The 20,141-nt window shown below is 55.4% G+C and carries 22 protein-coding genes and 1 tRNA gene; 5 read left to right on the top strand and 18 right to left on the bottom strand.

The features are described from left to right. The first annotated feature begins 2 nt into the window (after nt 1–2). A complete protein-coding gene (rfbD, locus tag ACFPDR_RS01740; protein WP_376910326.1) occupies nt 3–932 on the top strand; it encodes a dTDP-4-dehydrorhamnose reductase in 930 nt (309 codons plus the stop codon). Between the two features lie 81 nt (nt 933–1,013). Here rfbD and ACFPDR_RS01735 read toward each other — a convergent pair whose 3' ends face one another. From ACFPDR_RS01735 to ACFPDR_RS01690, 10 genes are all read right to left on the bottom strand, one after another. Further along, nucleotides 1,014–1,436, bottom strand: coding sequence for a F0F1 ATP synthase subunit epsilon (locus ACFPDR_RS01735; protein ID WP_009464130.1), 423 nt, complete (start codon nt 1,434–1,436; stop codon nt 1,014–1,016). Between the two features lie 12 nt (nt 1,437–1,448). Further along, nucleotides 1,449–2,870: a F0F1 ATP synthase subunit beta gene (gene atpD / locus ACFPDR_RS01730; protein WP_035270229.1), complete on the bottom strand. Its 1,422-nt coding sequence runs from the start codon at nt 2,868–2,870 to the stop codon at nt 1,449–1,451. Between the two features lie 44 nt (nt 2,871–2,914). Next, complete coding sequence (gene atpG, locus ACFPDR_RS01725) at nt 2,915–3,823, bottom strand: F0F1 ATP synthase subunit gamma (protein ID WP_035270228.1); 909 nt, start codon at nt 3,821–3,823, stop codon at nt 2,915–2,917. 94 nt (nt 3,824–3,917) lie between these two features. Further along, complete coding sequence (gene atpA / locus ACFPDR_RS01720; protein WP_003805007.1) at nt 3,918–5,459, bottom strand: F0F1 ATP synthase subunit alpha; 1,542 nt, start codon at nt 5,457–5,459, stop codon at nt 3,918–3,920. A gap of 35 nt (nt 5,460–5,494) precedes the next feature. After that, entirely contained in the window at nt 5,495–6,034 is a 540-nt protein-coding gene (locus ACFPDR_RS01715; protein ID WP_003805005.1) for a F0F1 ATP synthase subunit delta, read from the bottom strand. Between the two features lie 14 nt (nt 6,035–6,048). Continuing rightward, nucleotides 6,049–6,519 carry a F0F1 ATP synthase subunit B gene (locus tag ACFPDR_RS01710; RefSeq protein ID WP_009464119.1) on the bottom strand — a complete coding sequence of 157 codons (471 nt, stop codon included), beginning with the start codon at nt 6,517–6,519 and terminating at the stop codon, nt 6,049–6,051. 154 nt (nt 6,520–6,673) lie between these two features. Next, complete coding sequence (gene atpE, locus ACFPDR_RS01705; protein ID WP_009464117.1) at nt 6,674–6,916, bottom strand: F0F1 ATP synthase subunit C; 243 nt, start codon at nt 6,914–6,916, stop codon at nt 6,674–6,676. 104 nt (nt 6,917–7,020) lie between these two features. Next, nucleotides 7,021–7,902, bottom strand: a complete 882-nt coding sequence (gene atpB, locus ACFPDR_RS01700; RefSeq protein WP_035270224.1) for a F0F1 ATP synthase subunit A — start codon at nt 7,900–7,902, stop codon at nt 7,021–7,023. A 56-nt stretch (nt 7,903–7,958) separates the two neighbouring features. Next, entirely contained in the window at nt 7,959–8,444 is a 486-nt protein-coding gene (locus ACFPDR_RS01695) for an ATP synthase subunit I (protein ID WP_226349147.1), read from the bottom strand. Nucleotides 8,445–8,726: 282 nt separating this feature from the next. Beyond that, nucleotides 8,727–9,503: an enoyl-CoA hydratase gene (locus ACFPDR_RS01690; RefSeq protein ID WP_060185379.1), complete on the bottom strand. Its 777-nt coding sequence runs from the start codon at nt 9,501–9,503 to the stop codon at nt 8,727–8,729. A gap of 34 nt (nt 9,504–9,537) precedes the next feature. Here ACFPDR_RS01690 and ACFPDR_RS01685 point away from each other — a divergent pair, with 34 nt between their 5' ends. Genes ACFPDR_RS01685 through ttcA form a run of 3 tightly spaced genes read left to right on the top strand, consistent with a single transcriptional unit; the run spans nt 9,538 to nt 12,837 of the window. Beyond that, the gene (locus ACFPDR_RS01685) at nt 9,538–11,313 is read left to right on the top strand and encodes a M61 family metallopeptidase (RefSeq protein WP_376910322.1); all 1,776 of its coding nucleotides are present in this window, start codon (nt 9,538–9,540) and stop codon (nt 11,311–11,313) included. 51 nt (nt 11,314–11,364) lie between these two features. Continuing rightward, nucleotides 11,365–11,724 carry a dihydroneopterin aldolase gene (folB, locus tag ACFPDR_RS01680; protein WP_371478221.1) on the top strand — a complete coding sequence of 120 codons (360 nt, stop codon included), beginning with the start codon at nt 11,365–11,367 and terminating at the stop codon, nt 11,722–11,724. A gap of 57 nt (nt 11,725–11,781) precedes the next feature. Continuing rightward, a complete protein-coding gene (ttcA, locus tag ACFPDR_RS01675) occupies nt 11,782–12,837 on the top strand; it encodes a tRNA 2-thiocytidine(32) synthetase TtcA (RefSeq protein ID WP_226349145.1) in 1,056 nt (351 codons plus the stop codon). Nucleotides 12,838–12,995: 158 nt separating this feature from the next. Here ttcA and ACFPDR_RS01670 read toward each other — a convergent pair whose 3' ends face one another. The 5 genes from ACFPDR_RS01670 to hemA form a co-directional block, all read right to left on the bottom strand. Beyond that, nucleotides 12,996–13,577, bottom strand: a complete 582-nt coding sequence (locus tag ACFPDR_RS01670; protein ID WP_376910319.1) for a UbiX family flavin prenyltransferase — start codon at nt 13,575–13,577, stop codon at nt 12,996–12,998. After that, nucleotides 13,574–13,900: a Grx4 family monothiol glutaredoxin gene (grxD, locus tag ACFPDR_RS01665; protein WP_003804985.1), complete on the bottom strand. Its 327-nt coding sequence runs from the start codon at nt 13,898–13,900 to the stop codon at nt 13,574–13,576. Before grxD ends, ACFPDR_RS01670 begins: the two co-directional genes overlap by 4 nt. 21 nt (nt 13,901–13,921) lie before the next feature. Further along, a complete protein-coding gene (gene prmC / locus ACFPDR_RS01660; protein ID WP_083054779.1) occupies nt 13,922–14,788 on the bottom strand; it encodes a peptide chain release factor N(5)-glutamine methyltransferase in 867 nt (288 codons plus the stop codon). A gap of 2 nt (nt 14,789–14,790) precedes the next feature. Then, complete coding sequence (prfA, locus tag ACFPDR_RS01655) at nt 14,791–15,870, bottom strand: peptide chain release factor 1 (RefSeq protein WP_009464100.1); 1,080 nt, start codon at nt 15,868–15,870, stop codon at nt 14,791–14,793. A gap of 98 nt (nt 15,871–15,968) precedes the next feature. Next, complete coding sequence (hemA, locus tag ACFPDR_RS01650) at nt 15,969–17,243, bottom strand: glutamyl-tRNA reductase (protein WP_021447198.1); 1,275 nt, start codon at nt 17,241–17,243, stop codon at nt 15,969–15,971. A 295-nt stretch (nt 17,244–17,538) separates the two neighbouring features. Between hemA and ACFPDR_RS01645 the strand changes: the two genes are divergently transcribed. Next, nucleotides 17,539–17,614, top strand: a tRNA-Phe gene (locus ACFPDR_RS01645). A 172-nt stretch (nt 17,615–17,786) separates the two neighbouring features. Here ACFPDR_RS01645 and ACFPDR_RS01640 read toward each other — a convergent pair. The 3 genes from ACFPDR_RS01640 to ACFPDR_RS01630 form a co-directional block, all read right to left on the bottom strand. Next, nucleotides 17,787–19,136: a type II toxin-antitoxin system HipA family toxin gene (locus tag ACFPDR_RS01640; protein ID WP_353640322.1), complete on the bottom strand. Its 1,350-nt coding sequence runs from the start codon at nt 19,134–19,136 to the stop codon at nt 17,787–17,789. A 2-nt stretch (nt 19,137–19,138) separates the two neighbouring features. Next, a complete protein-coding gene (locus ACFPDR_RS01635; protein WP_080655514.1) occupies nt 19,139–19,381 on the bottom strand; it encodes a helix-turn-helix domain-containing protein in 243 nt (80 codons plus the stop codon). A 108-nt stretch (nt 19,382–19,489) separates the two neighbouring features. After that, the gene (locus tag ACFPDR_RS01630) at nt 19,490–20,140 is read right to left on the bottom strand and encodes an RNA polymerase sigma factor (protein WP_143241239.1); all 651 of its coding nucleotides are present in this window, start codon (nt 20,138–20,140) and stop codon (nt 19,490–19,492) included. Nucleotide 20,141: the final 1 nt, after the last annotated feature.

Here is a 20,141-nt window from a genome sequence, read left to right as displayed (position 1 = left end):
CCATGTCACGCACTCTTATTCTTGTTACAGGCGCTCAAGGCCAGCTTGGACAATCCCTGCAATGGATACACAAGCTCGCTCCTCAGGACAGCGATCTGGTTCTGCTTGGTCGAGATGAGCTTGATATCACCCAAACAGACTCAATCTCACACGCATTAGACAAGTACAAACCAGCAGTCCTCATCAATGCAGCGGCCTACACAGCGGTGGATAAAGCCGAATCTGAACCTGACCTTGCACATCTGATCAACGGTGTAGCTCCTGGTCTACTAGCCATAGCTTGCGCACAACGCGCCATCAAGATGGTGCATGTCTCCACTGACTACGTGTTTGACGGCCTGGCAAGCCAGCCTTACCCCGAAGAGGCCCCTACAGCCCCTGTCAGTGTCTATGGACAAAGCAAGCTGAGAGGTGAGCAGTCTGTCTTGAACGCACTGCCTTCAGCCATTGTTTTGAGGACCAGCTGGGTCTTTAGCCAATTTGGAAACAACTTTCTGAAAACCATGTTGCGTCTCGGGCGCGAGCGAGCTGAGCTCAGTATTGTGGCCGATCAGATCGGAGGCCCAAGTTACGCGCCCCATATTGGCCAAGTATTATTAAGCTTGGCTGCACAACAGATCCAGCCAACTCATGGACAGAGCCCGCATTCCGCTCCATCTGGTATTTACCATTTCGCAGGACAACCTTATACAAGCTGGTACGACTTTGCGCACGAGATTTTCAAGCAAGCCACCACGCTAGGGCTACTGGCTCAGTCTCCTGCTTTACATCCTATCCCCAGCAGCCAATACCCAACACCAGCCACGCGACCTGCCCAATCAAGCTTGGAACAAGGCAAGCTGAATGCCCTGCTAGGGGATAAAAACATAGAGCGGGACTGGAGCAAGGGAATTGAACAAAGCTTGTTGTTCCTGCAAAAACAAGCTGAATAACACTTTGCCAAATTAGCTATATCACAACGCAAAAAAGCCACCCCTAAGGGTGGCTTTTTCACGGATGCTACCGACTTGAGCTTAGTGCTTGCGCGCGTTGCTCAAGCGACGTGCTGCGGCAGCTTGAGCGGCCAGCATGGCCAGCTCGGCTTCCACAACAGCGATATCGGCCTTGTCCTTGGTGTTACGCAGGGCTTCTTCCGCATGCTTGCGGGCTTCCAGCGCCTTTGCTTCATCCAGGTCTTGTGCGCGAATCGCGGTATCCGACAATACAGTGACTTTCCCAGGCTGAACCTCGAGTATGCCGCCAGCGACAAAGATATGCTCTTCGCTGCCATCGTCCATAACGATCTTCAGCGTGCCGGGACGAATCCGCGAGATCAGTGGAGTGTGACCGGGCAAAATACCCAGCTCCCCAGCCTCGCCGGGCAGTGCCACGAACTTTGCTTCACCAGCAAAGATCGATTCTTCAGCACTAACCACGTCAACATGAAGCTTAGCCATGAGTAATCCTTATTACTGAATAGTCTTGGCTTTTTCGAAAGCCTCGTCGATCGAACCGACCATGTAGAACGCCTGTTCTGGCAGTGCATCACACTCGCCGTCGACGATCATCTTGAAGCCGCGCAGGGTTTCAGCCAGTGGAACGTACTTACCAGGCGAGCCGGTAAACACTTCTGCCACGTGGAAAGGCTGAGACAGGAAGCGCTGGATCTTACGAGCGCGGGCAACAGCCTGCTTGTCTTCTGGAGACAGCTCGTCCATACCCAGAATCGCGATAATGTCACGCAATTCCTTGTAGCGCTGCAGCGTTTGCTGAACACCGCGAGCCACTGCGTAGTGCTCTTCGCCCACAATTTGTGGATCCAGCTGACGGCTGGTGGAGTCCAGAGGGTCCACAGCGGGGTAAATACCCAGAGCAGCAATGTCACGCGACAACACAACGGTGGAGTCCAAGTGCAAGAAGGTCGTAGCAGGCGATGGGTCAGTCAAGTCATCGGCTGGAACGTAAACGGCCTGGATGGACGTAATCGAACCGGTCTTGGTGGAGGTAATGCGCTCTTGCAGCTTACCCATTTCCTCGGCCAGCGTAGGCTGGTAACCCACTGCGGAAGGCATACGACCCAGCAAAGCGGACACTTCGGTACCGGCCAGCGTGTAGCGGTAGATGTTGTCCACAAAGAACAGGATGTCACGGCCTTCGTCACGGAACTTCTCGGCCATGGTCAGGCCGGACAGTGCCACACGCAGACGGTTGCCTGGAGGTTCGTTCATCTGACCGAACACCATGGCCACTTTGGACTCGCTCAGGTTGTCCATCTGGATAACGCCAGCATCGGCCATTTCGTGGTAGAAGTCGTTACCTTCACGGGTACGCTCACCCACACCGGCAAACACGGACAGACCGCTGTGTGCCTTGGCGATGTTGTTGATCAGCTCCAGCATGTTCACGGTCTTGCCCACACCGGCACCACCGAACAGACCAACCTTACCACCCTTGGCGAACGGGCAAACCAGGTCAATCACTTTAATACCGGTTTCCAGCAGCTCTACGGAAGGCGACAGTTCGTCGAAAGTAGGAGCAGCCTGGTGAATGGCGCGACGCTCGTCGGACTGGATAGGACCGACTTCGTCAATGGGGCGACCCAGAACGTCCATAATGCGACCCAGGGTGCCAACACCCACAGGTACGGAGATGGGAGCGCCCGAACCGGCCACTTCCATACCGCGGCGCAGGCCGTCGCTGGAACCCATGGCGATGGTGCGAACTACACCGTCACCCAATTGTTGCTGTACTTCAAAAGTCAGGCCTTTTTCTGCGAAAGCCGAACTTTCGTCAACGAGCGTCAATGCTTCGTAGACTTTAGGGATGCTGTCGCGGGGGAACTGAATATCCACCACGGCGCCGATGCACTGAACGATGGTACCGTTGCTCATGTTGAGTCCTTGCAATATAACTTTGATGGTGTGCCTTGCCGTGATTACACAGCAGCGGCACCCCCCACGATTTCAGAGATTTCTTTCGTAATCGCTGCCTGGCGGGTCTTGTTATAGACCAGCTGAAGATCACCGATAACGGTCTTGGCGTTGTCCGAAGCGGCTTTCATGGCCACCATACGGGCAGACTGCTCAGAGGCCATGTTCTCGGCAACGGCCTGATACACCAGACCCTCTACGTAACGCAGCAACAAGTCGTCAATAACCGACTTGGCATCGGGTTCGTAGATGTAATCCCAACCGTATTCGGAAGAGTTAGCGCTTTCTTGAGCGACTACCTGATCACCAGCCTGGAAAGGATCTTTCAGACCGGAAGGCAGAGGCAGCAAGCGAATAAATGTTGGGTCCTGCTTCATCGTATTGACAAAGCGGCTGGTCGCCAGATAAACAGCATCAATGCGGCCTTCCACGAAGTCGTCGATCTGCACCTTGATAGCGCCAATCAGACGTTCCAGGTTAGGCGCGTCGCCCAAGCCCACTTCCTGAGAAACCAGATTGGCACCAACACGCGCCAATGTTCCAGCAGCTTTACCACCCAGAGCCGTTGTCTGAACCTTAATACCCTTGTCTTCAAACTCGCGAACACGCGCAAGTACCAGACGCAGAATATTGGTGTTCAGGCCGCCACACAGACCTTTGTCCGTGCTGACAACCACGATACCTACCGATTTGACTTCGGCAGGCTCAACCATGTAGGGGTGAGTGTAGTCGGGGTGCGCCTGCATCAGATGCGAAGCAATCTCGCGCACCTTGTCTGCATAGGGACGACCAGCACGCATCCGCTCTTGCGCCTTGCGCATCTTGGATGCCGCCACCATCTCCATGGCTTTGGTGATCTTGGACGTGTTTTGCACGCTCTTGATCTTAGTACGAATTTCCTTGATTCCGGCCATCACACTTTCCTGTAAGGGCATTATCGGGAGCCAGACTAGGCTGTCGACTCCCGCTAATCATGACGCCGGGGTTTCCGGCGCCTGCCAACAATGATTAGAAAGCGCCGTGCTTTTTGAAGTCCTGGATGGCTGTAACCAACTCAGCCTCGTCTTCTTTAACCAGTTCCTTCTTGCTTTCGATACGCTCAACCAGGGCAGCGAACTTGCTGCGCAGGTGATCTTTCAGGCCTTTCTCGAAAGGCAGAACCTGAGCGACTTCCAGATCGTCGAAGTAACCGTTGTTCACAGCGTACAGGCTCACGGCCAGTTCCCACACAGCCAGAGGCTGGTACTGGGGCTGCTTGAGCAGTTCGACCACGCGCTTACCACGTTCCAGCTGGCGACGGGTTGCGTCATCCAGGTCGGAAGCGAACTGAGCAAACGCAGCCAATTCACGGTACTGAGCCAAGTCGGTACGAATACCGCCGGACAGTTTCTTGATGACCTTGGTTTGAGCAGCGCCACCCACGCGGGACACCGAAATACCGGCGTTAATAGCGGGACGAACACCAGCGTTGAACAGGTCGGACTCCAGGAAGATCTGACCGTCAGTAATCGAAATCACGTTGGTTGGAACGAAAGCGGAAACGTCACCGGCTTGCGTTTCAATGATAGGCAGTGCGGTCAACGAACCGGTCTTGCCCTTCACTTCACCGTTAGTGAATTTTTCTACGTACTCGGCGTTCACACGAGCAGCGCGCTCGAGCAGACGGGAGTGCAGGTAGAACACGTCACCGGGGTAGGCTTCACGGCCTGGTGGGCGACGCAGCAACAGGGATACTTGACGGTAGGCCCAAGCTTGCTTGGTCAAGTCGTCATAAATGATCAGGGCGTCTTCGCCACGATCACGGAAGTATTCACCCATGGTGCAACCGGAGTAAGGAGCCAGGTATTGCATGGCAGCGGACTCGGAAGCCGAGGCGGCCACAACAATTGTGTACTCCAGAGCACCGTGCTCTTCGAGCTTGCGCACCACGTTGTTGATCGTGGAAGCTTTTTGGCCCACGGCAACGTAGATACATTTAACGCCATTGCCCTTTTGAGCAATGATGGTGTCCACAGCCACGGCAGTCTTGCCGGTCTGACGGTCACCAATGATCAGTTCGCGCTGACCACGGCCGATTGGCACCATGGAGTCCACGGCTTTCGTGCCGGTCTGCATGGGCTGGGAGACGGACTCACGGGCGATAACGCCAGGAGCCACTTTCTCGATGACGTCAGTCATCTTGGCGTTGATCGGGCCCTTGCCGTCGATAGGCATACCCAGAGTATCAACCACACGACCCAACAGTTCGGGGCCAACGGGTACTTCCAGAATGCGGCCAGTTGTTTTAACTGCGTCGCCTTCGGAAACACCGGTGTATTCACCCAGAATCACGGCGCCGACAGAGTCGCGCTCGAGGTTAAGGGCCAGACCGAACGTGTTGTTCGGAAATTCGAGCATTTCGCCCTGCATCACATCGGACAAACCGTGGATGCGCGTAATACCGTCGGTCACGGATACGACCGTGCCTTGTGTACGAACGTCAGTCGACGCACCCAGGCCTTCGATGCGGCTCTTGAGCAGTTCGCTGATCTCGGACGGATTAAGTTGCATGTTCAGACTCCTGAAATCCTGTTTACTGACTCGCGCTATGCGGTCAGCGTATCGCGCATGCTGGCCAGCCGGGCCTGCACGGAAGTGTCGAGCACCTGGTCACCAACAATCACCCGAATACCGCCGATAAGGTCAGCGTCGACGGTCACAGTCGGTTTTAGCTTCAGGCCAAACTTTTTCTCCAGCCCAGCGGTCAGCTCAGCAACCTGAGCCTCAGCCATCGGGAAAGCACTGATAATCTGTGCCTGCGCCGTGCCTTCGAGTTGGTGTTTCAATAGATCAAACTGTTCTGCAATTTGTGGCAACAGCAAGATGCGCTGGTTATCCACCAACAATTGAAGAAAGTTGCGAGCCTTTTCGGTGACCTGTGACTTAACCAGGCCCGTAAAGAGTTCGAGTCGCTGCCCGTTATTCAGGCGCGGATCGTTCAGTGCCTCGCGCACATCGTGGAGACCGGCCACCTGAGCCATTTCGGACAACAGGGCCGACCACGATTCGAGACCCTGGCTGTCGTCGCGCACGGCGGCGAACAGGGCTTCGGCGTAAGGTCTGGCAATAGTCGATAGTTCAGCCATGGCCTGCCTTGATGTTAAAGTTCTGCCTTGAGCTGCTCGAGCAGCTGGGCGTGCGCATTAGCGTCAACTTCGCGTCGCAAGATTTGCTCGGCACCCTTGACGGCCAAGGCAGCCACTTCGCTACGCAGACCTTCACGTACACGTTGCACTTCCTGGTTAGCGTCTTGCTGGGCCTGCGCAATAATGCGGGCTTTTTCGGCTTCGGCTTCACGACGAGCTTGCTCCAAAAGAGCAGTCGCTTGTTTTTCAGCGTCGACAATGCGTTGATGGTTTTCGGACTTGGCCGAAGCATCCATCAGGCTGATACGCGCTTGGGCCTGTGCCAGATCGGCCTTGCCTTTATCGGCAGCAGCCAAACCATCAGCGATTTTCTGACGACGATCATCGATTGCTTTCGTCAGTGGCGGCCATACGAATTTCATCGTAAACCAGGCCAAAACGAAAAACACGATCATCTGAAAAAAGAGAGTCGCGTTTAAATTCACGGTCGTATCCCTTCAATACCACGTGTGTAGGAAGCGGTATGCGTCCTGACACATGTATGTTCAAGTCGACAAGCGGTGCATGATCAAACCGAGCAACACACCGCTAACGACGACTGCCTGCCCGTCTGCCAAAAGCGGCAACGGACTCGCCTTATTACCCAACGAATGGGTTGGCGAATGCAAACAACATGGCGATACCGACACCGATCAGGAAAGCAGCATCGATCAGACCGGCCAACAGGAACATCTTGGTTTGCAGAGCGTTCATCAGTTCAGGCTGACGAGCCGATGCTTCCAGATATTTACCACCCATCAGGGCGATACCAATGCAAGCGCCAAAAGCGCCCAGACCGATGATGATACCGCAAGCAAGAGCAACGAGAGCTACGTTGGTCATGACAACTCCTTGGTTAAAAATCAGGTGTAATTCAAAAAAATCAAAGCGTTAGCAGGCCAGGCCTGCTCCCCCCAACCAGACACCATTGTCCAGTCGGAATCGGATTAATGGCCTTCGTGTGCTTGTCCAATATAGACAAGGGTGAGCATCATGAAGATGAACGCCTGGAGCAACACAATCAGAATGTGGAAGATTGCCCACACAGAACCGGCCAGAATGTGACCGATACCCAGTCCCAGGCTGGCGCCATTAAACCCTGTCCATGCGCCACCCAGCAGAGCGATCAACATGAAAACCAGTTCACCGGCAAACATATTGCCGAACAACCGCATGCCCAAGGACACGGACTTGGCCGCGTATTCGATGCAGTTCAGCAAGAAGTTGAAAGGTGCCAGCACAACAGCCATCAGGCCTGTGGCAGTGAACGGTGCAGTAAACAGCTCTTTGACGAAGCCGCCGGGGTGCTTGATCTTGATGCCGTAGTAGAACATCAGCAGCAGCACGCCCATGGACATGCCCATAGGCACGTTCAAGTCAGCGGTTGGCAAAATACGGTGGTAGTACAGAGGGTCGCCATGTTCAGCGGCCAGACCGGTCTGGATGAAGATCCAGCCCAGACCATCAACGGGCAGCAAGTCCAGCACGTTCATCATGATGATCCACAGGAACACGGTCAGCGCCAGGGGCGAGACAAATTTCCGGGACTCAGCGTTAGGAACAATGGATTTGGCCTGGTCTTCAACCCAATCGACCAGCATTTCTACAAAAGACTGCAAGCGGCCTGGTACGCCGGCTGTTGCGGCCGAAGCGGCGCGCCACAGAAAGAAAACCACAACCAGACCCATCAGCAGGGACCAGAACATGGAGTCGTAGTTAATGACACCGAAGTTGGCCAGAACATCCTGTTTTTCACCCAAGTTGTTCAAGTGAACCAAGTGATGCTGGATGTACCCTGACTGAGGCGAAATATCACTAGCAGCAGCCATCTGTATTTACCCTGTGATGTATACGTTATGGGACGAGCCCGTGAAACAAAAATTCGTTATGGCAGCTTGCGGAAAAACAGCAGCAGCACATATCCCTTCAAGACACACAGCAGGCCAAAGAGCAAGGCAGGCCAAACTAACCAGCCCGTGTTTGCCATGGCAGCCGTTGCCAGTGTCAATACCGCAAAACCGAGTTTGAATGCCTCCCCCCAGAAGAAGGAAAGCGCTCCGGCGTTGCCGCCGCCCATCAAACCCAGCAAAAGACGCAATGCGAACAATGCGTTAGGCACAAAATAAGCAGCCGCACCAATCAGTGCTGAGGCTGCTGCATATGCGCCGGAAATCCATGCCGACAGGCCAATTGCCACCAGACCCATAAAAGCCTGGGCAACAAGTGTGCGCACAATTCCTTGCCCTGCCCGGCGAGCCATGCGGCTACGTTGCTCGGGCGTAAGCACTACGGGTTCCGGAAATGGTGGCTTGTCCCCTGCTGCCTGCACCGTGGCTGTGGTGCCTGTCTGCTGATAAATCGGCTGATTCATAGTAGGAAACAATCAGATAACGTTGTGTGGGTGGATGTACTGCAAAGGCCTTGGCCAATCCATCCGCGCAATATTATCGGCCCCTTTCAAAAGCCGGTGTCGTCAAACCCATAAAGTATAGCGTCTTTTTTTTGTTGTAAGCAAATTCAGCCTTGCTTGTTTGATACTTAATGCAAGGCTGATTTACGCAACCTCAATGGCATCAAGGGGTAAGCTTATTTTGTAACATTGCAGTGCAGCAATTTTACAACACACCCCTTGTTTTATCAGCGATTGAGAAACTTAGCGGTGCTTGAACTCGGGCTTGCGCTTCTCGACAAAGGCACGCATGCCTTCCTTCTGATCGTCAGTGGCAAACAAGCCATGGAAGTTGCGGCGCTCGAACAGTAACCCTTCTTCCAGTGACGATTCAAAAGCACGGTTCACACACTCTTTGGCCATCAGGACCGACGGCAAGGACATGCTGGAAATAACCGTTGCGGCTTCCAGCGCCTCTTCAATCAGCTTGTCGGCAGGCACCACGCGCGACACCAGACCGGAGCGCTCGGCCTCTTCGGCATTCATCATGCGCGAAGTCAGAATCAGATCCATGGCCTTGGCCTTGCCCACGGCACGGGGCAGACGCTGCGTACCACCAAAACCGGGAATCACGCCCAGCTTGATTTCTGGCTGACCAAAACGAGCGGAGTCAGCGGCAATGATGAAGTCACACAACATGGCCAGTTCGCAGCCACCGCCCAAGGCATAGCCAGCGACGGCGGCAATGATGGGCTTGCGGAAACGGCGCAGTTCTTCCCACTGGCCACCCAGATAGTCCTGGGAGCTGACATCGTGGTAATTCCAGTCTTTCATGGCGCCGATATCGGCACCGGCGGCAAAGGCTTTTTCGTTACCGGTCAGCACGATACAACCGATTTCGTTGTCGGCATCGTATTTCTTTAACAGGGCATACAACTCGGCGATCAGCTCGTTATTGAGCGCATTCAAAGCCTTGGGCCGATTTAATGTCAATAAAGCAACACGACCATGCACCTCTGCTTTGACTAAGGGTTCGTTCATGCTGACTCCCAGAAAAATTAAATAGAATAGGGGAATGGAACCTACACCCGTACTTTACCGTGCCGAGCCAACAGATCTCGCCGGCCACCGCCTGACTGTCCAGATACAGATCACTTCCCCCCAAACAGATGGCCAGATCTTGAGCCTTCCGGCCTGGATCCCTGGCAGCTACCTGATCCGCGACTTCTCGCGTCAGATCGAAAGCATAGCCGCCTTCTCCGGCGAAAAGCCGGTTTCCATCCGCAAGCTGGACAACCATCGCTGGCAGTGCGAACCCTGCGAGGGCCCCTTGAGCATTCAGTACCAGGTCTATGCCTGGGACCTGTCCGTACGAGGCGCGCATATTGATCAGACCCATGCTTTCTTTAATGGCACCAGCGCCCTGCTGGCCGTTGAGGGCCAGACTGAACAGCCTTGCCTGCTGGAACTGGTGTCCAACGAGGACATGGAAGACTGGCAGGTTTACACCAGCCTGCCCGAGGCCACCGGCATGCCAGGCGCGGCAGAGCGCTATGGTTTTGGCCTGTACCGCGCCAGCAATTACGATGAGTTGATCGACCACCCCATTGAGATGGGTACTCCCCAGGTCATCAGCTTCTTTGCCCACGGCGCTGAACACGAACTGGTCTTTACTGGCGTCATCCCGAACCTGGACCTGCCCCGCATTGCCCGTGACGTAGAGAAAATCTGTGCCGAGCAAATCGCCTTTTTCGAACCTGAAACCCGTCGCGCGCCCTTCCTGGATTGCAGCTCGCGCTACGTGTTCATGACCATGGTGACCGATGACGGTTACGGCGGGCTGGAGCATCGCGCCTCGACCGCCCTGATGGCTTCGCGTCGAGACCTGCCTACCCAGGGCCAGGACAAATCGGTGAAAAGCGCGGGCTACCAGACCTTTTTGGGTCTGGTCAGCCATGAGTACTTCCATACCTGGAACGTCAAACGCATCAAGCCCGCCGTCTTCGCACCCTACGACCTGAGCCGTGAAAACCACACCCGCTTGCTATGGGTGTTTGAAGGCTTCACCTCGTACTACGACGATTTGATGCTGCTGCGCTCGGGCGTGCTGAGCGAAGCCGACTACCTGAAGCTGCTGGCCAAGAACATCAATGCCGTTGAGCGTGGCCCCGGGCGCTTCAAGCAGTCCGCTGCACAAAGCTCTTTTGACGCCTGGACGCGCTATTACAAGCAGGACGAGAACTCCCCCAACGCACTGGTCAGCTATTACAGCAAGGGCGCACTGATCGCCTTGGGCCTGGACCTGTGCATTCGCAGCCATACCCAGCAAGCCAAGAGTCTGGACGATGTGATGCTGCTGATGTGGGAGCGCTATGGTCGTGACTTCTATCAAGACAAGCCAGAAGGCATTCCTGAAAATGCCATGCCCGCCCTGATTCTGGAAGCGACTGGCTACGACGCCACGGATTTCATTGCTCGCTACGTTGAAGGCTGCGAGGACCTGCCCTTGAAACCCTGGCTGGCCGAACAAGGCTTGAAGCTGGAATGGCAAGCCTCCTCCAAGCTGCCCAGCCTGAACGCTCGCTTGCGCCAAAGCGCAGGCCAATGCCAGCTGGCTACCGTCTTCACTGATGGTGCAGCGCATCAAGCAGGCCTGTCTGCGGGTGACGCCCTGGTCGCGATTGACGGCTTGCGTGTCAGCGACACGGCGAGCCTGGAGCGTCTGCTGGCCGCTTACGAGCCGGGTCAAACCGTTCAGGTCCACGCCTTCCGCCGCGATGAACTACACTGCTTCACGCTGCAACTGGCGCGCCCTGCCTTGGACGAATGCGTCCTGAGCCGCCAGTCCTGATTGACTTCACAGGCCCGCCATACCCGGCGGGCCTGATACTTTGTTTTTGCCATGACGACACGCCGTATATTCATCAACAATCTGGTGGTGCAAGCCTCTATCGGCATGCTGGACCACGAACTGGTTCACCGCCAGCCCCTGCATATTGATGCCGAATTCGACACCACCATTACGCAAGACGTAGAAGACAGTGATATTGGTACCGTGCTGGACTACCGTCAGCTGCGCGAGGCACTGATCGAAGTCAGCACCACGGAACACACGAATCTGCTGGAAACACTGGTAGAGCGCCTGGCTGATCGCATCCAGAATGATTTCCCGACCGTGGAACGCGTTAAAATCCGCGCCAGCAAACCCGAGGCCTTTGTCGACTGTGATGCCGTCGGCATCGAGATTGAACGCAGCCGCTAAAGCCCCCTGCCCCGCCTCTGGCCGGGGCTACGACGACACTTATTTCCGCTTTTCCTTATGTCCCAAGACACCAGCACCCTCCCTCCTTCCGAAACCGAGACTCCCGTGTTTGCCAGCAAGGCTGAACGCAAGCAGCGCGTCAATGACAACAAGCTGAGCAAACGCATCATGCGTGAGGTGGGCCGCGCCATCGGTGACTTCAACATGATCGAGGAAGGCGACAAGATCATGGTCTGCCTGTCTGGCGGCAAGGATTCCTACGGCTTGCTGGACGTGCTGATGACTTTGCAAAAGCGCGCTCCGATCAAGTTCGACATCGTGGCCGTGAACCTGGACCAGAAGCAGCCCGGTTTCCCTGACCACATCCTGCCCGAGTATCTGGAAAAGCTGGGCGTGCCCTATCACATCGAAACTCAGGACACGTACTCGGTGGTGACGCGCGTGATTGCCGAAGGCAAGACCATGTGCTCACTGTGCTCGCGTTTGCGTCGCGGCATCTTGTACCGTGTCGCCAAGGAGCTGGGTGCTACCAAAATCGCCCTGGGCCATCATCGTGATGACATTCTGGCTACCTTCTTCCTGAACCTGTTTTACGGTGGCCGCATGAAGGGCATGCCGCCCAAGCTGATGTCGGACAATGGCGAGCACATCGTGATCCGCCCTCTGGCCTATGTGCCCGAGAAGGACCTGATCGCCTACGCCAAGCTCAAAGAATTCCCCATCATCCCCTGTAATTTGTGCGGTTCGCAGGAAAACCTGAAGCGCCAGGAAATCAACCGCATGATTGCGGAATGGGACAAGAAATTCCCGCACCGTTCCTGGAACGTGTTTGGCGCCCTGACTCGCGTGGTGCCTTCGCACCTGATGGACCCCAAGCTGCATAACTTTGCAGACCTGAAGGTCACAGGCCAGGCCGATCCGGAAGGCGATAAAGGCTTTGATCAGGATTATTTTGACGATCACCTGCCCGAGAGTTTGCTGGCCGCAGGCTTTGAGGAAGATAACGACGAAGCTACTCCGGGCGTGCGTCAGGATGCCTTCACCCCCGCTCAACCTGCCGCTTCTGGTGAACAGCAGATTGTGTTCATGAGCAAGCGTCGTTCCGGCCAATAAACATGACACGCGGCTTAGCGTAGCGCTTGCCGCCTGCCAATACACAAGCGACAGACAATAAAAAGCCCCGATATAAACCGCTAGTGTCTGGAATGATATCCAGATTGTGGAGGTTTATATCGGGGCTTTTTTTGCGCCCGCTGAACGACTATCAGGCCTTAGCTCGGTTTTTGCGAACCATCCCAGCGTTCACCGGGCACCTGAATATCGAACAATTCCAACACCCGCATCACCGTGTGATCGACAATATCGTCGATGCTTTTGGGTCGCAGGTAAAACGCGGGCATAGGAGGGAAAATGATCCCGCCCATTTCCGTTACGGCCGTCATATTACGCAAATGCGCCAGATTGAATGGCGTTTCGCGCACCATCATCACCAAACGACGACGCTCTTTCAAGGTAACGTCGGCAGCCCGGGTAATCAGGTTGTCAGACAAACCATGCGCCACGGCGGCCAGCGTACGCATCGAGCACGGCACAATCACCATGCCCGCCGTAGGATAACTGCCACTGGCCAAGGTTGCACCCACATCGCGGAAGCTGTGCACCTGATCGGCCAGAGCCTGGATCTCGTGCCTGCCGATATCCAGCTCATATTTGATGTTCAGCACCCCGGAGGGCGAGATCACCAAATGGGTTTCCACATCCGGACAGGACTGCAGCACTTGCAGCAGGCGCACGGTGTAGACCGCCCCGGTGGCCCCGGTCATACCTATGACCAGGCGTCGCTTGGTGCTCACTCCAGAGCCCCAGCCTCGCGCAGCATGGTTTCCAGTTCGCCGTTTTCGTACATTTCAGACACGATGTCCGAACCGCCGACGAATTCGCCCTTGATGTACAGCTGGGGGATGGTGGGCCAGTTGGAGAAGTCCTTGATGCCCTGACGCACTTCGGCGTCGTCCAGCACGTTGACCACAACCACCTGGCTCAGGCCAACAGCGCGCAGAATCTGCACGGTGCGTGCGGAGAAACCACACTGAGGAGCTTGAGCTGTGCCCTTCATAAACAGCACAACGGGGTTTTCCGTTACGGTTTCGCGGATGAAATCTTGAACTTCACTCATGATGTTCTCTTAAGAAAAGAATTAACACTGTCCACCTGTGACCCGCCGGATTCCTGCCAGATCTTCATAACTGATGACCTGTTTGAACCCTGCCTGCCGCAGCATATTTTGCACATGGTCGGCCTGATCCCAGCCGTGCTCCATGAGAAGACTAGCACCAGGACGCAGATACGGCCCGGCTCCCTGAACTATTGTACGCAAATCCGTCAAGCCGTCAGAGCCATCTGTCAGTGCCTGACGCGGCTCGAACCGCACATCGCCCTGCGCCAGATGTTCATCATCCACTGCAATGTATGGAGGGTTGGACACGATCAGGTCAAAAGGTTCCTGGCCTGCCACGGCATCGTACCAACTCCCCAGGCAAAACTCGACTTTCCCACACAAACGCTGAGCATTTAAGCCCGCCTGCGCCAATACCAGCGTGCTGATATCACTGGCGACCACATGGGCATCGGGACGGGCCAGCGCCAGAGAAACCGCAATGGCACCGCTGCCACAGCCCATATCCAGAATGCGAGGAGATTGGATATGCTGCACGCGCTCCAGTGCGCGCTCGACCAGGGTTTCGGTATCCGGGCGAGGAATCAGCACCGAGGGCGACACCAGAAACTCGTGACCCATGAATTCCCGCACACCCACGATATACGCCATGGGCTCACCCGCCACACGGCGGGCTTCCAGTGCTTGATAGGCTTGGATCTTGTCCAGCGGTAACTCGTCCGTGTCGTGCGCAATCAGCCAGGAACGACCGACCCCCAGCACCTGCATCCACAGCATGTCGCGCTCCAGGCGCGGCAAGGGACTTAACGGCTGCAAGGCTCGCAAGGTACGGGGAGAATCGGCAGGCGTGGCCATTGAGGACACGGCCTGCTCACCGGATAGGTTCATGCTCACGCCTGCGCCAGATCAGCCAGCAAACCGGCCTGATGCTCGGACAGCAAGGCCTTGATCAGCTCGTCCAGATCGCCGTCCATGATGTAGCCCAGCTTGTACAAGGTCAGATTAATACGGTGATCCGTCATGCGGCCTTGCGGGAAGTTGTAGGTACGGATGCGCTCGGAGCGGTCACCCGTACCGACCAGGCTTTTACGCTCGGCGGCTTCTTTGTCAGATTGCTCACGCTGCTGCTTGTCTTTCAGACGCGCGGCCAGCACCTGCAAGGCCTTTTCGCGGTTACGGTGCTGGGAACGGTCGTCCTGACACTCCACCACCAAACCTGTAGGCAAGTGAGTCAAACGGACAGCTGAGTCCGTCTTGTTCACGTGCTGACCTCCGGCACCACTGGCGCGGAAGGTGTCCACACGCAAGTCAGCGGGGTTAATGGTGATTTCAGCCAGGCCTTCGGCTTCGGGCAACACGGCCACGGTACACGTAGAGGTATGGATGCGGCCCTGAGCTTCAGTCTCAGGCACACGCTGCACACGGTGCGCACCGGACTCGAACTTCAGACGTCCGTACACATCCTGGCCTTCAATTCGGACGATCACTTCCTTGTAACCACCCACTTCCGAATCGCTGGCAGACATGATCTCCGTACGCCAGCCGCAGTTTTCGGCATAGCGCATGTACATGCGCAGCAAATCCCCGGCAAACAAAGCGCTTTCATCCCCACCGGCACCGGCGCGGATTTCAATGAACACGTTACGGGTGTCGTCCGGGTCGCGCGGCAGGAGCAGGATTTGCAATTCATCTTCCAGTTGAGCGATACGTTCCTTGCCCAACTTGTATTCTTCCTCGCCCATTTCCTTCAATTCAGGGTCGGACATCATGTCCTGGGCCGCTTGCAGATCGCCTTCGGCAGCCTCATAGCTTTTGAAGGCTGCTACAACAGGGTCCAGCTCGGAACGTTCGCGCGACAGTTTGCGAAACTCGTCCATATTGCTGGCAATTTCAGGCTCGGCAAGCATGGCATCAACTTCATGCAGACGGCGAGCCAATTGCTCAAGCCGACTGCGCATAGAGTCTTTCATAGGGAACAGCCTAAAGGGAAAATCAGAGGGTCTGGGCGCAGTTCAAAGCTATCGGGCTGCACCGCAGGAGAGTCGGTGAACAGACAACAGCCCAAACGCTAACGTCGACGAGTGGTCGAGGGCAACAGACGAGGCAGCAAATTCAACAATTGCTCGCGCTCGGAACCTTCACTGCGCGTCAATTCAGCCATCGGGCCGTGCATGTACTTTTGAGTCAGGCCATGCGCCAGCATTTCAATGACTTCTGCTGGATCATCGCCACGGGCCAACATGCGGCGCGCGCGCTCCAGCTCGTGTTGACGTACTTTTTCGACCGACTGCTGCACATCCAGAATGGCCGGCACAATCGCACGGGTGCTCAGCCAGTGCATGTAATGCTGCACCTGGGTGTCAATAATGGCTTCAGCCTGCACCACAGCGGCCTGACGGGCATCGGCACCCCGTTGTACAAAGCGGCCCAGATCATCGACGGTGTACAGGTACACGTCGTCCAGGCGGCCTACTTCGGTTTCAATATCGCGTGGCACGGCCAGATCAACCATGACCACAGGACGGTGACGACGCGAACGTACGGCTCGCTCCACCATACCCAGACCCAGAATGGGCAAGGTACTGGCCGTACAGGACACCACCACGTCAAAATCAGCCAGACGATCCGGCACATCCGCCAGCTTCATGGTGCTGGCCATGAAACGCGAGGCCAGGCTTTCAGCCCGTTCCTGAGTACGGTTAGCGACCACGATGCTACAGGGGTTCACTGCCGCAAAGTGCGTGGCGCACAGCTCGATCATTTCGCCCGCGCCAATAAACAGCACCTTGGCCTGGCTCAAATCACCAAACACACGCTCGGCCAAACGGACAGCAGCTGCCGCCATGGACACCGAATGGGCGCCAATAGCCGTTTGCGTACGGACTTCCTTGGCCACCGAGAAGGTGCGCTGGAACAATTGATGCAACAAGGTGCCCAGCGAGCCAGCTTCATTGGCGGCACGCACGGCATCTTTCATCTGACCCAGAATCTGGGGCTCGCCCAAGACCATGGAGTCCAGACCGCTGGCAACACGGAACGCATGACGCACGGCCTCGTTCTGGTTGTAGCGGTACAGATGGGGGGTCAGCTCGGCAGAGCGCAGACTGTTGAAGTCTGCCATCCATTCGGGCAGACGCTCAGCCACATGGGGCTCGGCCGCACAGTAGATCTCGGTACGATTACAGGTAGACAGAATGGCTGCTTCACGGACACCGGTGCCGAACGTGGCACGCAAGGTATCAAGCGCAGGCTTTAACACATCGATCGGAAACGCAACGCGCTCGCGCACGGCAACGGGCGCGGACACATGATTCAGACCGAAGGTTAGAACATCTACAGACATGAGCAGTACAGGCTATAGCCCTGAAAAGACCAAGACTGGCAATTTTGCAAAGGCAAAACGCATGAAATTTAAGTGATTTTACGCCGCAAGCCGCAATTTTGCCAAAAATGTTACTTGAATTGCCCTTTTGTGATTACAATTGCACTCCTTTATGCAGCCCTCTTTTCGCTGAAAAGGGCCTCCCCCTAGGGGTACGGCAAATTTGAAGTCGAAAAGATGCATAAATTTTTTGTTGTACTATGCGCACAAATTAAAAAACGTGGTATAGTTCTATTTTTACCGAGCAGTACACGTTGGCCTGGTAGCTCAGTCGGTAGAGCAGAGGATTGAAAATCCTTGTGTCGGTGGTTCGATTCCGCCCCAGGCCACCAAGAATTCAAGCAAAAAGCCCAGTCATCTGACTGGGCTTTTTGTTTTTCTACTTGCCAGATGCGCAGACTCTAGCCCATACACACGACGTGAAAGCATTTTCATTTCAGTATGGAAATCTGCCCTACCTGCCTCGGACACCTCGTCTATCGATCATCAGACAGCATGCTTTGCCTACAGCAGTGTCGCTGGCATCGCCTCCAAGCGCTTGGCGGACTCACGCATTCCCAGTTCAATTGCCTCAAACACTTCCATAGGAAACTCAGCGGGCAGTTGCTGGGCGACCACCTCCAACACGTGCGGGACTCGTCCTAAGCAATCCATGATCAGGTCCTCCATGTTCTCTCCCCACCCGCACAGTCGGGCCATGTGGTTGAAATGCCGGCGCTGAATATCACGCAATCGGTAGTGGGTGTTTTTCCCGCGAACGGCCATGGCCAGCTTGAGACGATTCACATCCAACTTGTTCGGTCCAGTACCCGTGACTGGCCAAGCCGACAAAACATCGTACAAAGGCGTCAAGCGGTAACGGCCACCAGGCAATAGAAAAATCGAAAAATTCTTCGCATGCCCATCAGTCGCTGCCAACATCCAAAACACTAATTGTGCTGTCAGCAAAGTACGCAAGTCCTGCTCCCTCGCTTCAGACAGCTGCAAAATACGCGCGATATCAACAACGCCCGGCCCGCCATCGGCCTCGTACTTAGCATCAGGAGACTTGCCTGTTGCCTGACAAAAGTCCTCCTGTGGCAGCCTCAGCCAATAAGACTGTACAGCCAACTTCCGGTCAAAACGCTCAACGATCAATACCTTTTGCTCTTCAAAACTGGCCATCTCGCAGTTAGCGACAGGTAAATCAAAGGCGCGCAAAATCTGTGCACACAGCCATTCATTTTCTACAGAACTGCGCATATCCGCTTGGCGGCCCCCCACCAAGCCCAACGGTAGTTTGAAGATATGCGTTGTCGGAGTAGATCCAACAGGTCGACACCATTGTCCGTGATGCCATAAAAAGGCTGTTTTTTCCTGGGCTCCTGCCAAGGATATTCTGAAGTCTTCATCAGACGCTTGCTGTTGCCCCAAGACCAACGGTGCAGCAGTAGCCGCCCTCAAAGCGTTAGCGATTTCAGCCTCGTTTAAAGGACAAGCCTGAATATCAAAGACATCATCTGGCTCCTCACCTTCGGGAAGCAGCTGAATAGCTCCAACACAATCACGCCCGATAGCCGTTAGCAAATCAAAAGCATCTGTGCTGGATGTTCTGAATCGTGTCTGCAGGCGACGGCGGATTACATCACTGTCTGGTAGCAGGTTGTCAAAATAATTTCGTACTTGAGGACCACGCAAAGGCGCGTGATCAATAGTGAACGGCAAAGAAAGCGATAAGGGACGCCCTTGTGATGATACGAGCCAAACAGGGTCGTAAGTCAGTCTATCCTCGCCATTGGCGGCTACTTGCCAAGTCCCTACCCGAAGGCCATTCGCCCATAAACCCAATAGGCGTTGCTGTGAACGGTGCGCCATGGCTACCATTCACTTGTACTTAAAGGGGCTTGAGAGCGCTGTTGTACGGCTAGCTCCAGCCCCAAAATACCAGTCAAGGCTAACAATCGCTCAACGGTTAACTGGCTCGGCTGACTTTCCAGTTCGGACAAACGATTTTGGCTGATCCCCAAACGAGATGCGACTTCCTGCTGCGTCAGACCTAAGGCCTTGCGTCGAGCAACAAGTTGATAACCAAGCTGATCACTAGTAGAAAGTATGTACATATCTATTTATCGCTAATGTCGATAATTTGAGTATATCGATTATCTCGATAAACAACAAATATCGACAATATCGATAAAATTAAATTATCGATATTAGCGATAAAAGCCTCAAAATCCCACCGGCTCCGCCATCCAGCCAAACCCGGCCGTCATGGTCGGTGGTGGTGTTACACAGGCCTTGCGCCCCTGTCGCAGCTCCGTCCAATTTCCCAGCAAGGCCTGTTCGCAATGCGCCTCAGCCCGGCGCAGCTCGTTGCGTGCTTTGCTGGTGGTGACGCCGAAGCGTTCGGCCACCACACTCAGGCTCTGTTCTTCCAGCCGGGCCGCCAGAAAGATGGCGCGACGTTGGCGGGGCAGCAGCTCGATGGCGTAGATCAGGACGGACAGCAAAGATCGGCCGATCAGGCTGGACTCTGGCCCCGGCATGGGGGAAATCTGCTGATGCTCTTCCAGTTCCTCCAGGGGCACCAGCGTCCCTCTGCCAGATTCGGCACGCCATTCATCAATCGCCAGATTGCTGGCCATACGCAGCAAATACAAACGAGGGTTGGCGACCGGCCCGATCTCCCGGCTGCCATGCAGACGCAACCAGGTGTCGTGCAAGGCATCCGCTGCGCGGTCGCGGCAGCGCAGGCGGATGGTCAATTGACGCAGCAACTCTTCGTAGTGCACCTTCAGATACAAGCACAGTGAATACTGCGGCGTCACACACTCTTCATTACGCTTGCGTGTAGGCAAGGGCAGGCAAGTGGACAGCATG

Origin of the sequence: Alcaligenes sp. GCM10023179, from assembly GCF_042653705.1 — a bacterium.
In the GTDB taxonomy this organism is placed as follows: Bacteria; Pseudomonadota; Gammaproteobacteria; order Burkholderiales; family Burkholderiaceae_B; genus Alcaligenes; species Alcaligenes phenolicus.
The sequence above is the reverse complement of the archived record's forward strand: the minus strand, read 5'-3'. Positions and strand labels throughout refer to the sequence as shown.

Bases quoted from the DNA above. Each gene is read 5' to 3' on its own strand.
- rfbD (WP_376910326.1), top strand. From the start codon at position 3: ATGTCACGCACTCTTATTCTTGTTACAGGCGCTCAAGGCCAGCTTGGA.
- ACFPDR_RS01735 (WP_009464130.1), bottom strand. From the start codon at position 1,436: ATGGCTAAGCTTCATGTTGACGTGGTTAGTGCTGAAGAATCGATCTTT.
- atpD (WP_035270229.1), bottom strand. From the start codon at position 2,870: ATGAGCAACGGTACCATCGTTCAGTGCATCGGCGCCGTGGTGGATATT.
- atpG (WP_035270228.1), bottom strand. From the start codon at position 3,823: ATGGCCGGAATCAAGGAAATTCGTACTAAGATCAAGAGCGTGCAAAAC.
- atpA (WP_003805007.1), bottom strand. From the start codon at position 5,459: ATGCAACTTAATCCGTCCGAGATCAGCGAACTGCTCAAGAGCCGCATC.
- ACFPDR_RS01715 (WP_003805005.1), bottom strand. From the start codon at position 6,034: ATGGCTGAACTATCGACTATTGCCAGACCTTACGCCGAAGCCCTGTTC.
- atpE (WP_009464117.1), bottom strand. From the start codon at position 6,916: ATGACCAACGTAGCTCTCGTTGCTCTTGCTTGCGGTATCATCATCGGT.
- atpB (WP_035270224.1), bottom strand. From the start codon at position 7,902: ATGGCTGCTGCTAGTGATATTTCGCCTCAGTCAGGGTACATCCAGCAT.
- ACFPDR_RS01695 (WP_226349147.1), bottom strand. From the start codon at position 8,444: ATGAATCAGCCGATTTATCAGCAGACAGGCACCACAGCCACGGTGCAG.
- ACFPDR_RS01690 (WP_060185379.1), bottom strand. From the start codon at position 9,503: ATGAACGAACCCTTAGTCAAAGCAGAGGTGCATGGTCGTGTTGCTTTA.
- ACFPDR_RS01685 (WP_376910322.1), top strand. From the start codon at position 9,538: ATGGAACCTACACCCGTACTTTACCGTGCCGAGCCAACAGATCTCGCC.
- folB (WP_371478221.1), top strand. From the start codon at position 11,365: ATGACGACACGCCGTATATTCATCAACAATCTGGTGGTGCAAGCCTCT.
- ttcA (WP_226349145.1), top strand. From the start codon at position 11,782: ATGTCCCAAGACACCAGCACCCTCCCTCCTTCCGAAACCGAGACTCCC.
- grxD (WP_003804985.1), bottom strand. From the start codon at position 13,900: ATGAGTGAAGTTCAAGATTTCATCCGCGAAACCGTAACGGAAAACCCC.
- prmC (WP_083054779.1), bottom strand. From the start codon at position 14,788: ATGAACCTATCCGGTGAGCAGGCCGTGTCCTCAATGGCCACGCCTGCC.
- prfA (WP_009464100.1), bottom strand. From the start codon at position 15,870: ATGAAAGACTCTATGCGCAGTCGGCTTGAGCAATTGGCTCGCCGTCTG.
- hemA (WP_021447198.1), bottom strand. From the start codon at position 17,243: ATGTCTGTAGATGTTCTAACCTTCGGTCTGAATCATGTGTCCGCGCCC.
- ACFPDR_RS01640 (WP_353640322.1), bottom strand. From the start codon at position 19,136: ATGGCGCACCGTTCACAGCAACGCCTATTGGGTTTATGGGCGAATGGC.
- ACFPDR_RS01635 (WP_080655514.1), bottom strand. From the start codon at position 19,381: ATGTACATACTTTCTACTAGTGATCAGCTTGGTTATCAACTTGTTGCT.
- ACFPDR_RS01630 (WP_143241239.1), bottom strand. From the start codon at position 20,140: ATGCTGTCCACTTGCCTGCCCTTGCCTACACGCAAGCGTAATGAAGAG.